The organism is Scytonema sp. PRP1 (assembly GCF_036697665.2).
Classification (GTDB): Bacteria; Cyanobacteriota; Cyanobacteriia; order Cyanobacteriales; family Nostocaceae; genus Kalymmatonema; species Kalymmatonema gypsitolerans.
The window spans coordinates 63,433-77,972 of sequence record NZ_JBAHYJ020000079.1 but is presented as its reverse complement, the minus strand read 5'-3'; the positions used below and the strand labels follow the sequence as shown (position 1 = coordinate 77,972).

The 14,540-nt window shown below is 43.3% G+C and carries 9 protein-coding genes and 1 pseudogene; 2 read left to right on the top strand and 8 right to left on the bottom strand.

Annotated elements, in window-relative coordinates; all coding sequences use genetic code 11:
• The first annotated feature begins 156 nt into the window (after positions 1-156).
• Both V5G28_RS18025 and V5G28_RS18020 read left to right on the top strand, forming a co-directional pair.
• Positions 157-294 carry a hypothetical protein gene (locus V5G28_RS18025; protein ID WP_332994487.1) on the top strand — a complete coding sequence of 46 codons (138 nt, stop codon included), beginning with the start codon at positions 157-159 and terminating at the stop codon, positions 292-294.
• 85 nt (positions 295-379) lie between these two features.
• Positions 380-571 (top strand): annotated as a pseudogene (locus V5G28_RS18020) (ATP-binding protein); the annotation flags it as partial.
• 4 nt (positions 572-575) lie between these two features.
• On the opposite strand, the gene V5G28_RS18015 reads toward V5G28_RS18020, so the two are convergent.
• The 8 genes from V5G28_RS18015 to V5G28_RS17980 form a co-directional block, all read right to left on the bottom strand.
• Positions 576-989 (bottom strand): response regulator transcription factor, encoded by a 414-nt coding sequence (locus tag V5G28_RS18015; RefSeq protein ID WP_332994485.1) that lies wholly within the window; start codon positions 987-989, stop codon positions 576-578.
• Between the two features lie 223 nt (positions 990-1,212).
• Positions 1,213-1,710, bottom strand: a complete 498-nt coding sequence (locus tag V5G28_RS18010; RefSeq protein ID WP_332994483.1) for a DUF427 domain-containing protein — start codon at positions 1,708-1,710, stop codon at positions 1,213-1,215.
• A 219-nt stretch (positions 1,711-1,929) separates the two neighbouring features.
• The gene (locus tag V5G28_RS18005; protein WP_332994481.1) at positions 1,930-3,525 is read right to left on the bottom strand and encodes an HlyD family efflux transporter periplasmic adaptor subunit; all 1,596 of its coding nucleotides are present in this window, start codon (positions 3,523-3,525) and stop codon (positions 1,930-1,932) included.
• A gap of 108 nt (positions 3,526-3,633) precedes the next feature.
• Positions 3,634-6,642, bottom strand: coding sequence for a peptidase domain-containing ABC transporter (locus tag V5G28_RS18000; RefSeq protein WP_332994479.1), 3,009 nt, complete (start codon positions 6,640-6,642; stop codon positions 3,634-3,636).
• A gap of 669 nt (positions 6,643-7,311) precedes the next feature.
• A complete protein-coding gene (locus V5G28_RS17995; protein ID WP_332994476.1) occupies positions 7,312-8,079 on the bottom strand; it encodes an alpha/beta fold hydrolase in 768 nt (255 codons plus the stop codon).
• An 89-nt stretch (positions 8,080-8,168) separates the two neighbouring features.
• Positions 8,169-8,525, bottom strand: a complete 357-nt coding sequence (locus V5G28_RS17990) for a flavodoxin domain-containing protein (RefSeq protein WP_332994474.1) — start codon at positions 8,523-8,525, stop codon at positions 8,169-8,171.
• Between the two features lie 1,375 nt (positions 8,526-9,900).
• On the bottom strand, positions 9,901-13,479 hold the full coding sequence (locus tag V5G28_RS17985; RefSeq protein ID WP_332994470.1) for a phytase: 3,579 nt from the start codon (positions 13,477-13,479) through the stop codon (positions 9,901-9,903).
• A gap of 306 nt (positions 13,480-13,785) precedes the next feature.
• Positions 13,786-14,526 carry a hypothetical protein gene (locus V5G28_RS17980; protein ID WP_332994467.1) on the bottom strand — a complete coding sequence of 247 codons (741 nt, stop codon included), beginning with the start codon at positions 14,524-14,526 and terminating at the stop codon, positions 13,786-13,788.
• Between the last annotated feature and the right edge of the window lie 14 nt (positions 14,527-14,540).

Genomic DNA, 14,540 nt, shown 5'->3' with positions numbered 1-14,540 from the left:
AACTTAAGTAGACAGGAAATTGAGAGTGAGGGAGTGAGGGAAAGGATTTGACGGTTTTGTTCAAAGTAAAAAAAATGCATTTTAGAAACGCAATAGCTTAATAACTAATAACTAATGACTAATGACTAATGACTAATGACTAATGACTAATGACTAATGACTACTCCCTTCCCGGTACAAGATTACTTATCTTTTCCTTGGCGTTCTTGGCGACGCCAGTCGCCTACGGAGGGAAACCCTCCTGCAGCGCTGGCTCGTCTTGGCGGTTCGTTAATAGGTAATCTTCGAGCGTGACAGGAGTAATCCGCGATTCATCCCACACTCCCCTGAGTACAGGGTGAGACGTGGGATGAATCGCGGGATAAAAACGAGGTACACCTTCTTTCGAGCTGACAATAGCGGCACTCGCGTACCCGATAGTACTGGCTTAGGGTTGGCAATTGTCTCGCAGCTAGTAAAACTTATGCAAGGCAAAATAGAGCTGGTATCGCTCCTTGGAGTGGGCTCCACCTTCACTGTCATCTTACCCCTACAAGTCAAAACACCCGCGTCGCACAGTTCAAGTACCTGACAAATTATGAAGGAGAATTCATGGTGTCTTTCAATCGCAAAAATGCTTTAATTCTTGCCATTAATTCATCAAAATCAATCGGCTTACGGATGAAGTCATTGGCTCCTAACTCTAATCCTTGGGGGATATCAGCCTCTGCATAAGCCGTGATCAGAAGAACAGGAAGAAAAGGGAGTTTTTTATTTTCCCGAATACGCCGAGTGACTTCATAGCCACTCATTCCTGGCATCATGGCATCGAGCAACACGAGATCGGGTGGCGATGCTTCTATCTTGGCTAACGCTAATTTGCCATTATTGGCAACATCAACTTCATACCCTTCTTCCATCAAAATTGCCTCTAGTAGAGACAAATTATCTTGTGTATCATCCACAACCAGGATGCGTTTAGCTTGAGGTTTAGCTTGAGAAGAAAACATAAAATCAAGTCTCCATTTAGGTAAACAGGCTTATATCAATTTGGCACTTGCCGACTTGCAGTTTCACAAGTGTGGTGCAAGATGTCTAATATCAAAATGCTAGAATTTTGTCAATTCATAATAGCTATTTGTTGGCTTAGTAACCTCCTACCTTAGGCAAGTCGCACCTTCAGCCAATCGACAATCGTTGGAGGAAGGTTCTGCTGAACCTTACTAATTCTGCTTACCATCCCCAAGAACCGGGAATACCTTTGAAAGGTCCAACGACATCGCTGGTTATCCAACCACCGTAGAAATTTCCTGGTTGCGGCTGCACCTTTTCTCCATTGACGTAGCAAGCATCCATGACGTGAGCATAAAAAGCGACAAAGTCCTTAATTGATGCAAACGCTGGTGTGGGATCAGGATAAAACCATGCAGCATTCTGGACTTCTTTCTCACTGACACGAATTGTGTAGTAACTAGCACCTCCCTTCCACTCACAAAAGCTAGATTGTGGTGTGAGCAAGAGGTGTTCCATTTTGATATCCTCAGGTGGGATGTAGTAATTAGGTGGGTGGCTGGTTTCTAAAACGCGCTTGGCACGGTGAGTATCTGCAATAGTGACACCATTAAAGATAATTTGGATATGTTTGTCAGTATCCTCAAGGCGAGGCGGACGGGGATAGTCCCACACAGATTCTTGTCCGGGATTAGGTTCAATGCGTTGGGGTCTAAACATTTTGGATTTTATGAATTAGATTTAGAACCACAGATGCACACAGATTAACACAGATGGTTTCTCTGTGTGCATCTCTTGTTAATCTGCGGTTTTATTTTTTCATCAAATTGACTTTGATAAAAAGCTTATTATTCACATTGTCATGAGAATTGGTAAATTCCATAAAAATGGTGCATTACACTGCGTTAACGCACCCTACTACAACTTATTTGGAACTGCTTAACGCACCTCTTTAAGACTTTCAACTTGCTTAGTAAACAACTCAGTAAATAAACTCAAGACAGTTCGTTCTTCGCGCACTTTGATATTGGCGGTAATAGACATACCCGATTGCAAGGACAATTGTCTACCATGAGCATTGAGAGATTGTTGTGCTAAACGGATTTTTACGGGGAAACGATAATATTGGTGTGTTTGGTCGGGTGGTAATGCATCTGAACCAACCGAAATGACTTCTCCCTTAATATCACCAAACTCACTGTAAGAGAATGAATCAACTCTAACATCAACTTTCATTCCTTCCTTGACGAAACCAATATCCTTGTTCGTGATGAAAGCTTCGGCAATAAAGCTATCGTTTGGTACGATGGTGAGAAGTTTTTGGCTGTTTTGTGCGACAAAACCAGGATTTTTAGCTTGCAAATCAAAAACAACCCCAGATACAGGAGCGCGAAGTTCTTGATATTTAATGTTTGTTTGCGCTTGTAAGATTTTGCTGGTCACGTCAGCCAATTGCTTTTCATTATCAAGCACAATTCTAGAGAGTTGGCTGTCAATTTCGGCTATACGCTGTTTGTTATTGGCTATCTTTTCCTGCACATTTTTGCTAGAAACAGCTACCGTATTTTTCGTCTCTTGTTGTCCCTGTTCAATTTCATACTTGAGACGTTGTTGTTCCTCAACAAATTGTGCAACTTGTGCTTTAATATTCTGCACTTGTTTTTGTTGCTGGAGGTACTGAAGCTGAGCGATCGCTCCTTCTTCTGCTAAGAGTTTCATTTTACTTAAAATTTGCTGCTCAATCGCTAAAGTTCCTTTAGCATCATCGAGTTGAACTTGGTTTTGAGCCAGTTTCTGCTTGCTCTGTTCGACTTTTAAACGCGCTGCAGCAGACCGAGTATCTAATTCCCTTTTAGCTGTTTCTAGACGTTCTTGTTCGTCACTATCCAAGCCTGCGACAGCACCAGTGTTTTTAAATTCTTTACGCAATAATTCATTTTCTGAAACTAATGCGGCTCGATTTTTCAGTAGAAAAGCCGCTTCTCTGGGCAAGTTACCTCGCATAAATTCTACTTCCGCCGCTACTCCAGATCCAATCTCCATTAAACGGCGGTAAAGCTGGTTTTCTTGCATTAATGAAGCACGAACTTTTTTGAGAGAATTTAATTCACCATTAGTTGTGACGGAATCAAAAACGACTAGTAAATCACCCGGATTGACTTTTTGCCCATCTTTAACATAAACTCCTTTCACCACTCCATTAACCGGAGCTTGAATGTCTTTCACTGTTCCTTCCGGCTTCAATTGACCCTGTGATGCAGGAACCACTTGCTCAATTTTTGCAAAGTATGCCCAACCAATCCCAAAACAGGCTAACACCATCAATGTCACCATAATAGTGCGTGACCAAAATGGAGATTGGCGTAGCACAACGGATTGCTCTAATTGCTCAAAGTTGTACTGCTTAAAATCCCTTTCAGAAGCTTTAGGACGCTTGGAGTCAGCAGTAAGCACTCTTGCATCTGAAGGCTTTCCATTTTGAGAGGTTCCATTACGGTGATTACCGTTGAGGTGATTTTCATTAAGTTGAGTCATTGTATTTACCTGGAGGTGAGGATAGAGAGGATGAAAATGATAAATTATAAATTGATGAATTATGAATTATGAATTAAGTTTATCCAGTTTCATAATGCATAATTTTTTTTACTGCTTCACTTCTTGTTGATTGTAGAGGTAGAAATAATGACCTCTCAAAGCCATCAAATCATCATGGTTTCCTTGTTCGATAACCTTACCACCATCCATCACAACAATAATGTCTGCATTTCTGATGGTGTTGAGACGGTGGGTGATAAAGAATACTGTGTTCCCTTTGAATTCATCTGCTAAATTTAGACAAACTTGTCGCTCTGTGGGGTAATCCAAAGCGCTTGTTGCTTCGTCTAAAACTAATAATTTTGGTCTTTGTAAGACAGAACGAGCGATCGCTATTCTTTGTCTTTGTCCACCAGAAAGTCCAGCACCCCTTTCGCCGACTCGCGTATTATAACCATTCGGTAAGTTCATAATGAATTCATGCGCTGCAGCAACTTTTGCGGCTTCAATAATTTCCTCGGTTGATGCTTCGGGATTCGTCAGAGCAATATTTTCCTGAATCGTTCCATCAAACAACAGCGTCTCTTGAGGAACGACACCTACTTGTCGCCGCAAAGAATAAAGTTCTACCTTGGAAACGTCGTAACCATCAATTAATATTCTGCCAGCTTCTGGTTCGTAAAGTCGCAGCAGCAATTTCATCATTGTGCTTTTACCCGAACCACTTTGTCCGACTATTCCTACAAAATTGCCTGCAGGAATCTCGAGATTGACATTGCAAAGTTGCAATGGACCACTGCTTGCAAACCGGAAGGAAATATTGTCATATTTCACTGCTCCGACAACAGGAGGTAAGGTAATATTGCCACGGTCTTTTTCGGCTTCCTGAGGTGTATCGACAATATCGCTTAAACGCTCTAAAGATAAAGCAGTTTCTTGGAAGTTTTGCCACAGTTGAGCTAATCGCAATATAGGGCTGGTAACATACCCTGAAATAATCCTAAAAGCAATTAATTCCCCTAGAGTCAAGTCTCCTTGAAGTACCAAATATGCTCCTACCCACAAAACAAGCAAACTGCTAAGTTTGTTGAGAAAGCTACTTGTAGAATTGGCGAGGGTGGAGGTAACTACAGTTTTAAAGCCAGCGCCTACATAACGAGCATAACGCTCTTGCCAGGAAAAACGAGCGCGTAATTCGATATTTTGCGCTTTCACTGTTTGAATTCCTGACATCACCTCAACCAAATAAGATTGAGTGTCGGCGTTGCGTTCAGCTTTGCTTCGTAGTTGTCTGCTCACCGTAGGAGAGGCAATCAAAGTAATGGCAATAAATATTGGAATGGTTCCCAAACCAACCAAGGTTAACTGCCAGCTATAAATTAGCATCACGATGATATAAACCACCGAGAAAAGCGCATCTAATCCTACTGTTAAAGCAGTCCCGGTGAGAAACTGCCGAATATTCTCTAATTCGTTGATGCGAGTGGAAAGTTCCCCTACCGGTCGGCGTTCAAAATAGCGCAACGGTAGACGCAGCATATGGTCGATAATTTCCGATCCCAAACCCATATCGATGCGGTTGGTGGTGTCTACAAATAAGTAAGTCCGCAAAGTGCTAAGCACGGCTTCAAACAGACCTACTACTAATAGCAAAACACCCAAAACGTGCAGGGTACTGATACTGTTTTGAGCGATGACTTTATCAATAATCATCTGAATGACCAGCGGATTTGCCAGCGCTGCTAACTGCACGAAGAAGGAAGCAACAAAGACTTCTATAAGGACTCGGCGATAACGCGACAAATAAGGGACAAACCACTGAACACCGAAACGTTGGCGGGGTGTTGCTGGCGTGGAAGAAAGGAGCAATACCCTCATCTGGGGGAGATCATTGCTTTCCTCAACTTCCAACTGGGCGATGAAATCAGCAGGTTTGAAGCGTACAATTCCCTTAGATGGGACACCTAAAACAACACTGCGCTCACCTGTTTCATACAGAACAGCATAGCTATCACCATAACGAACCAGCGCTGGTGTCGGTATACGTGTTACAGACGATGTCGGTACATCTACCAACTGCGCCCTTAACCCAATTAACTCTGCTAGGTAAGCACACAGCTGAAAAGATATCACACCCTGACGGTTCATCTGGTCGTTGAAAATGCGGCGAATGACTTCGCGTCGAAACGGCATTTCCAAATGTTTCGATAACATTTGGAAACAGGCGATCGCCGAATTGAGTTGTCCCTTCCCCCCAAAAAATGGGTATTTTGTGGTTTTTTGTTTCCCTTCCACCGTCGAGGGCTGTGGTGGTGCTATTGCTTCGTCCGGTGCGTATGGAATCTCTATATCGTCTGTCTCGGAATCAGTAGCGTCTACTTGATGCTGTTGTCGCTGCATAGTATCAAGCACTAACAAATCCGACGCACGCAAACCAATTAACCGCGCCGGAGTGTTTCCTTGTACCTCAACTGTGTTATGCAAATCACTCAATTCCAGCCGAGAACCAATAGAGAAGCCTTTTACCGTTCCGCCGCCACTGACAAACCAAATGCGATCGCTATCTTGTTGGTTATAAGGAGTTTTTCCTGGTGAGAGGTAATCTACTTTTGCCCCAGCGCAAGCGTGTTGAGTCAGTTCTTTAAGGTTAGTACCGCCTAAAGCTTGCACTTCGTTTTGGACACTGAGGACATCAAACACTTCTACCAAATGACACCGGTTTTTACGTTCCCTGGCAAAAGCTGGGTACATTGTCAGTAAGCGTAAGTACTCCGCTGCACTTAATGTTAAACATATCACTTCACTCGAAGCAATTGTTGTCTCGCAGTTAACTTCGCGTAACAAACTAATTTCGCCAAGAATTGCGCCTTTTTCTAGCAAGCTCAAAGTATTTGGCATTTGCGTACGCGGATCGTATGCTAATAGGCGGGCTTTCCCTTCATAAATAATTGTGACTCGTTCAGGGGTTTTTTCTTTGCCGATAATCTTCTGACCTATCCGGTAGCGTAAAGGTTGGAGTTGTTGTGATAAAGAGGCGATGACCTCAGTTGGTAATTGGTCAAAACCCTCTAAGGTGGCGATAAATTCTTGGAAAGAAGAGCTCTTAATATAGGTCATATCAAATATAGTCAAGAGTTCAGAGTCAGGAATAAAGGTAAAATTTCTAGGTGGTTCCACCAGAACTGCGGTTTCCTGCAAATATTTAGCGTACTTAGTAGAAGATTAGCTTTTCGTATACGCTCAAACGGCGGCTCCCTGTAGATATATTAAAGTAAAGTAAGCAGTTAAGATACCATAAAAATGTTAACTTCTAACTTTTCAATTTAGAAGAGTTGCAATTCCAAAGTGTTGAATTTGTCAGATCTGCATCACGACTCCCTTTTCTTTGTCAATTCTTCAAATTCCTCTGTTTAAGGTAAATTTATGCGCCTGTACTTGGGATAGGAGTACCAACAAAACTTTACACTTAGCCTGAGATTGCCCTGTTGCAAAACTGGAGACACTGTTTTCTGGTGGTGGGGCAACTTTTGATTGCCAGTATTATAAATTGTCTCAGAGAAAAGAGTGCAAAAGCTTTGAGACTATGTAATCAATAGGTAAAGATTATATAAATGACTATTTTTTTGTTGAATTTGCATTTTTTTTCTTTTTTTGGATTTATTATTCGTAAAACGCTTTCCTAAGCTAACAGAACCCCCGCAATCAAATTACGGGGGTTCGTGTAGAGGTAGCTTACAGGCAAGTGAAAAGTGTAGGCTAGGCTAAGGTTTTGTGATCACAGAAAATTTATTGATAGAGAGATTCATTTAGTTTAAGGGTATCAACAGACTTAGGTAAAACGTCTACAGAATCTAATGGGTGTAGAGATTGCCAAAAGTTGAGAATCTGTTCTGCCACAAGCTGGGGTTGAAAGAAATGGAAAAAATGTCGTCCTTGGGGGCATTCGCATAGGCGATCGCCCTCTTTTAAGTATGGTTGCCATCCGTGTAAAGCATCGGTATCGACAATGATGTCGTCCATGCTTCCACAAACCATAAAGGGTACTGGAACTCGTTCTGGAGGGATACTCAGCCGTTTAAAAAGCGAGTGAGGTGAGAGCGAGCAATTTAAATCTTCCTCCAAAATTCTCATCAAACGCTTGATAGTATATTCCTTCTGATAGCCAAAAAGATTATAGACAAAACTATTCAGAGTCTTTTGCCGACTTAAGAATGGGCGATGGACGTAATAGTGTGCTTGCCAGTCAACACCGGCATCAACACCCACAGCTAACAGAGTTAAAGACTTGACTTTTTCTGGATACTTACGAGTGTAGAGTAGCCCTAACAATCCTCCTGTGCTGTGACCAACAAGATGCACAGGTTGCTCGCAGGATTTCAGATAATCTTGCAGCAGTTCCACTGCATCATCTAGTGAACTAGCCTCATCCTGGGTTTGGTGATATTCCCATAATGCAACAGTCATTTTGTGTGACAGCTGATACATCAACGGCTGAGCAAAGGATTGTAAACTAGGACTTGTATTCAACCAAATAACATCTGGCAATTTCGACATTTAATTTACCTGCGAATCAATTATCAATTCAGCAATTAGCAATTAGCTTTTTTTTACTACTAATTCCTAATTGTTGCAAGAGTTCAAAGCTACAAAAAAAATCTTTTTTTCACCTGAACTACCCAGGTTTTGACACCCTCTTGCGTCAAGTCAAATTGGTTATCTTCATCAAGAGCCAAGCCGACAAATTTTCCGTTATTCAATGCTTTTGATTCATTGAAGTCATAGCCGTTTGTAGACCAAAAACCAGCCGTACACCCGCCCCCAACATTCCAGGTAGGGCTGCCAATGATGAGATCTTGATAGTTTTTAAATTCACTATCTTCTGCCTCTAAAATGTTATGTAATGTCACGAGATTTTCACCATCGAATTCTTTCTGAATCATCTCGGCGAGAGACTCAGTTTTACCTGTTGTAGATCCAAACAATAGACCAATTTTTGACATAGACTGCTTTTGGCTTACCTTAAAATCAGCAAAGTAGTAACCTTACGCAAGTCAACTCGTGGAAACAGAAAGCCCAAGAAGTGATTCTTGGAATCCCCCGCCTTATAGGCGTGGGGAGGATGTCAATTAACCCTTGTTCGTATATTGCAAAGTCAGAATTATCACTCATACAACTCAATTAAAACAGTGACCAGTGAACAGTGAGTCCAGCGCTGCAGGTGGGTCTCCCGCCGTAGGCGACTGGCGAACCCGAAGGGTGAACAGTGACCAGGTAACACGCTCTTGATTTAGACTCCAAGTGAAACGTACCCGGAGCGTGATGGGGTCTCCTTCCTCCCACTAAAAACTGGTACTGCGCTTCCTTGGTAACTGCTCACTGCAAAAGATGATTAGACCACTAACCCTAGGGTGGGCATTGCCCATAAAAGCCTATGAAATGGACACTTGAGATATTAGGAGGCATGCCCACCCGAAAGAAAACCCCTGTAAGTTGAGCAAACGAAAATTCCCAGCCCATCTGGTAACAGGAGGACTACCTGCAATGAATTGTGTTCTTTGCTTTTTTGAGAAGAAGTTGCATTTTTAGAGCAATGCTTAAAAATACACAAAATCTCATTAAACAGGTTATCTCATGTCCGGTTATATAACCATGCGGAAGTTCGTAGTGAGGACTTTAGTCCTCTTGTCCTTACTACAAACAAGTTTTCTTATGGGCAATTAAGCGAACATGATATGACAAAGTCGCTACATAATCACTTATGACAAAATCAAGCATTTTCGTACATTAATTTTGCTGGATTAACATAAGCTAGCTCAAATATAGTCATGGTTATAGCCCGTTAGACCAGCATAATCAACGTGAATGCTCAATAATTTCCCTGATAATCTGGAGAGCTTTCCATTACCAACACACTAAGACGAGTTGGCAGGGTCTTGATTCACTAATAACGGACTTGTAGAGGTTATTGCCATTGCCCACCTATGAACATTATTTGATAAAGATATTCAACAAGCTTGAGAAACAGCTTACACTAAAAATGAAATTAATGAAAGATAATCTCAATAAAAAATTAGGAGATGGCGAGGGACGCGTTCACTGTAGTGCAGATACGAGCACACAAATAAAGCCTGCCTCCGCAGGCTTGGTATGTATACTGAGATCTTGCAAGAGTTGCAACAGTGAGGAGGCGAAGCCACCCTACAATACTTAAGATTTTTCTTCAATGCTTAACGAGCGCCCGCTACGTACCAGGCTTGATATTAATCCCCTCCCCGCAAGCGGGGAGGGGCGGTTTGGCGCAAGCCAAAGCCGGGGTGGGGTTCTAACTGTATTGCAAGCTCAGCCAGTGCGTTGCAAAGCGTAAGCTAGATATGGTTAAACTCCAATGATGGAGTATTCAAAAGCCACATTGCCAGTCAAGTTAATACCTCCCTCAAGAACAGAGGAGGGTTGAATGGAAGTGCTGCTAGCACTTCCATTTAGCAAAAGGTTGGTATTGGGAGTGCGGGGGTTGTAGCTGGTGGTGTCAATTGTCAACGGATTGGGGAAGGCGTAGGCGATGTTTTCCCAAGGCACAAGCTTAAAGTTGGTGTTGACGTTTTCACCATTAACAATGTTGGCGGGGAGATTTCTGCCATCCTGAGTGACGAACACACCATACGGAAAGTTGGAACCCAGTGGTACGTTGATAACATCTGCACCATCTGACTCTTGAACGCTGTCAATTGCTCCATTGTTACCAACAGCAAAGCGCCCCACAAAGTCATTGTTACCCTCGCGACTGTAAACTGCAAAGGTGCTGTCACCTTGGCTAGAGGCTAGCAGGTAGCCAGTGCCATCTTTGCCGTAGTAGATGGAAAGCCCTTCTACATCGTCTTCCACATAGCTACCGCCCAAGTCTTTCACTTTGTCAATCAACGTACCAGTCGTGCCACCGTTTGGTTCTGCTTGATACTTCCAAATTCCTACATCTTCCTGCCCAATGTAGAGGAAACCAAGTTCTTGGTCTGCCGCCATGCCTTCTAGCTGAGCATCGCGCCCAGCCGTTGTAGGTACAGTGAAATTACGTACTCTTTCAGCCCCAATTTTACCATTACCTGTGTCAATCAATTTGTACTGGGCGACATCTCCAGTTTCTCGGCGATTGGCAAAGACGTAGTAATCATCTGTCACAGGACTGTGGTACAAAGCTATGCCATAAGCACTCCGCGATGATGGCGAGTAGGGAGGCTCAAAGGGCGATGCTTGAAACAAAGTACCGATACTGCTATCAGTGATGTTTTCTAGATATTCACCGGACGCGCTGGGATGGGAATTGATTTTGAAGATAGCCAGCTTATCGTTGTTGCGGTCTGTGGCTACGGCAATATCAACAGAATCACCGCCTAAGTTAAAGTTATATTGCAGGTCGATATTGTTGTAACGGATACCACCTGGATTGACCTCCTGCAACAGATTACCAGACAGGTCATAGACCCGTAAGCCTGCATTTTTCACTGCTGTGAGTACCAGGCTTTGTTCTGGATTAGAGGAATTTACGTAGATAGCGGGGTCATCCGCATCGGCGCGTTGGTCGCGTGGTAAATTTGGGTCATTCAATAGGTTAGGACGGGTTTCGACTGTAGGCGCTGCGGTGGGAACTAAGTCTGCACCCAAAGCAAGAATTTGAGTAAATTGGGTCTGGCTAAAGTTGTTATCACTCACCAAAACAATGGATTGACTACCATCAGACAGTTGAGGACCAAAGGTGATGCCCTCAATGTTATCCGTACCTGTAGGTAGGTTCAGCGAGTTGAGATTCAACACCAAACGCTTTTCAGCAGGGTTGATATCTGCTAGTTGTTCAGTACTGAGATTATTGAGAGAATCGTAGTACTTGATGTCAGTTGCTCCTTGCAAACTGACTTCGTAAATTTTGATAGTATTACCAACCCCTGCGGAGAAAGAGCGCTCTAACGCGAGTAAGCTACCTCGGTTATCAAGTGCAAGTAAATCCACTAAACCATTGTCACCCGAGCCTGTAGTTGGCGGTGCGGCGATCGCATCAGTGTTATAGAGATATTCCTTCTCTGGCTGTCCGCTCACCAAGTTATATTGTAGGATGCGAGAACGGCTGCCATCAGTGAGGCTGGCAACTGGACCATCTTGGAACAGGGCGCTTTCGGTTGCTGTGTATAAAGTCTTTTGGTTAGGCGAGATGGTTAGGCTTTCAAATGCCAGGTTATTGCGAACACCCGACACTTGAGTATCACCTGTATCTACAACCCCATTCCCGTTGGTGTCCTGCACAACTGGGAGGAACTTGTTTGGTACAGGTAAGGAACTGATTTGCTGTCCTGTGGTTAAAGAGAATTGATTAATGAAAGGATTTGTGACTCGGCCCGCATTGATATTTACCTCTCCCTCAGAAGAAATGAATACTGTGTTATTCTTGCTCAATGCAATGCCTTCAGGGTCGAGACTGTTGAGTGGAAACTCGTTGCCATTCTCATCTTTGAGGGTGGTAACATCTGTAAAGGTGACACCCAAGCCAGTTTCTTGAGATGGAGTTTCTAGGGTAAATGTGTAGAAGCGGGCGGGAGCAAATTGGGAGCGATCATCAGAGATAGTATAGAAGCGATTATTTGCTGCATCGTAGGTGACACCGGACAGTCCACCAAGAGGAGTTTCTTGTCCATCCACAGTTCCAGCCGCACCATTCGGGATATAACCAGTGGGAAAGATGGTCTGTCCTGAGAAGTCCACATCAGGAATCGTTCTGCCTGCTTCTGTGGGCGGTACCTGCAAATCTGCCCATACTAAGCGATGGTCGGAACTGGGGAAATCGGTAGGAAGTGTATTCGGGTTATAAGTGCCTACCAGTGGGAACAGAGGGTCAGTATTGAGGGGCCAGAATACGGCTGAGTTGGTGATATTTAAGTCAGTAGAGGGTAACACATAATCTGTCCGCAAGTTGCCAGGAACCGTATCCGCAAAGTCTGCGGTGTCAAAAGCAGGGTTTCCGCGATGATTCAGATTTGCCCCACCCTGCAACACGGCTTGCTGGGAACCGCCGGGACTGGAAGGGATGAAATTCGTATTGATGTTAGGGTTCTGTAACAGTTGGCGGATAGCGTTGTTGTAGCTGTCGCCATCAAAGGGATCTGCATTTTGGTCGCCCATGATGACGAAGCGTGATCCACCAGTAAGACCACCTTCTTGACCCTGATCGTCGTAGATGTAGTTCCCTTTGCCAGGAGTAATGTAATCTGCCCAGAAACGAATCTCGTCGTAGTTACGCTTGCCATTACGGTCTTCAGAACCATCGAACGTGGGAGGTGTGGGATGGCTGACCAAAGCGTGAATTGTCTCGCCATTCACTGTAATCGGAACGTCCCAATGACTCTTGGAAGAGAGGCGCAACACAGCTTGTTCTTCCTCAGAATACCAAGGTGTATCAGAACCAGGAAGAGCAACAGTAGGTAGCAGTGACCCTGGTATGTCCTTCCATAGGAAGTTTTGAAAAGTCCGCACATTAGCGGTGTCGATTGGGTACTTCGACAGCAACAACATCCCGTACTGACCAGGAAATTCGCCGAAGCCAAAGGCATCATCACCATATCCCCGTGTACCAGGAGTTGTGACGACTGTACCGTCATTGTTCAAGTCAAATCCAGAGGGAATACCAGTATTTGAGGGTGCGATGTAGACGTAAGGGTATTCAACTGGGCTTGCACCGTTTTGGCTGACCGAGAGATAATTTTGCTGTAATAATCGGACTGGTTCAAGAGGATCTGCCTCGACGTAGTCAAATTCGTTAATCAGCAGCACATCTGGATTCGTACGCTGGATGATTTCAGCAACAGCTTTTGCTTGAGGGTTGTCAGGGGTAGACAAATCGGTTACTAACTCACCTTCGGCGCTGCGGTTGAGAGAAGCATTGAACTGTGAAAAGCGGATTGTGTTAGCGGTCATATATTCTCCTAAAATGATTAGGGTTCACTGGTGCAACAAATAAATTGTTCTTCGTAATCATTAGACCTCTTACGGAATGTGAGTTCCATCTGTGTCCATCTGTGTCCATCTGTGGTTAATTATTCTTTTTTTTTGGACTTTTGCAAGAAGTCTATTAGTTTCAAAAAAAGATGACTTATTAAAATCTTTCAAAAATCAGGTTTAGGATATTTGGAACCAGAGATAAGCACAGATTAATTATCTGTGCTTATCTCTGGTTACATCTTCAGGAAATTAGCTTATGCACTCTTGTTGAATGACTCATGGCTATTTTCCAGAAAAGGGGCTATCTTGCTTTCCTAAGAATGTGTTAGTTACAATCTGGCGGAAAGTTTCTAAATCCTTAGACCAACTTTCAAGGCGCAATTTCAATTGCTGAAGTCTTTCGCCAGCAGTATAGTTGGCAACTTCATAATTAAAACTACCGGAGAACAATAAAGCTGACAACGGCTGTTGGTCAGGTTGTTGAATTTGTGCTTCATTTAAATTCACAAACAGCTTGCAACGCTCCAACTGATAGAAAAAATTTACTGCTGCTTGTATGGGAGCTACACCTAAATGAGACCAAGGCCCTGGCGACAGCAACTTTTGCACAATATATTTTCTGGCAATATCTTTTCCTGCGGGAAAAGCAACAATAATTTTGGGATTAATGTTCATTGCTTGATAGTCAGAATTCGGGAGTTTTTCTACAAACTGACGCACCAGTTCTGGTATTTTCAACGCATTCTCGTTTTTTGGATCAATTGTTTCGGTAAAAGTCACGCTACGGGGTTGGGCAACAAGACTGACTCCATTTTTAAATACGAGTTGAGAGACGGTGGCTGTGAGAATTGGTTGTTTTTGCAGTTCCCAATCTGAGGGAATCATCCCGCTCATTTTTAGAAAATCCATGTGAAGAATCGAGGGATTGAATTGATTGGCAACGAGGGCGATCGCCAGTTCTTCAAATCCTAAAGTTCCTGTCACAAAATAGGGATTTAATGAGGCGTTGATTGTCGTCTGCATATTTGTTGGTTTCT

Excerpts from the sequence above, each read along its gene's own strand:
- V5G28_RS18025 (WP_332994487.1), top strand. The coding sequence starts at position 157 with ATGACTACTCCCTTCCCGGTACAAGATTACTTATCTTTTCCTTGGCGT.
- V5G28_RS18015 (WP_332994485.1), bottom strand. The coding sequence starts at position 989 with ATGTTTTCTTCTCAAGCTAAACCTCAAGCTAAACGCATCCTGGTTGTG.
- V5G28_RS18010 (WP_332994483.1), bottom strand. The coding sequence starts at position 1,710 with ATGTTTAGACCCCAACGCATTGAACCTAATCCCGGACAAGAATCTGTG.
- V5G28_RS18005 (WP_332994481.1), bottom strand. The coding sequence starts at position 3,525 with ATGACTCAACTTAATGAAAATCACCTCAACGGTAATCACCGTAATGGA.
- V5G28_RS18000 (WP_332994479.1), bottom strand. The coding sequence starts at position 6,642 with ATGACCTATATTAAGAGCTCTTCTTTCCAAGAATTTATCGCCACCTTA.
- V5G28_RS17995 (WP_332994476.1), bottom strand. The coding sequence starts at position 8,079 with ATGTCGAAATTGCCAGATGTTATTTGGTTGAATACAAGTCCTAGTTTA.
- V5G28_RS17990 (WP_332994474.1), bottom strand. The coding sequence starts at position 8,525 with ATGTCAAAAATTGGTCTATTGTTTGGATCTACAACAGGTAAAACTGAG.
- V5G28_RS17985 (WP_332994470.1), bottom strand. The coding sequence starts at position 13,479 with ATGACCGCTAACACAATCCGCTTTTCACAGTTCAATGCTTCTCTCAAC.
- V5G28_RS17980 (WP_332994467.1), bottom strand. The coding sequence starts at position 14,526 with ATGCAGACGACAATCAACGCCTCATTAAATCCCTATTTTGTGACAGGA.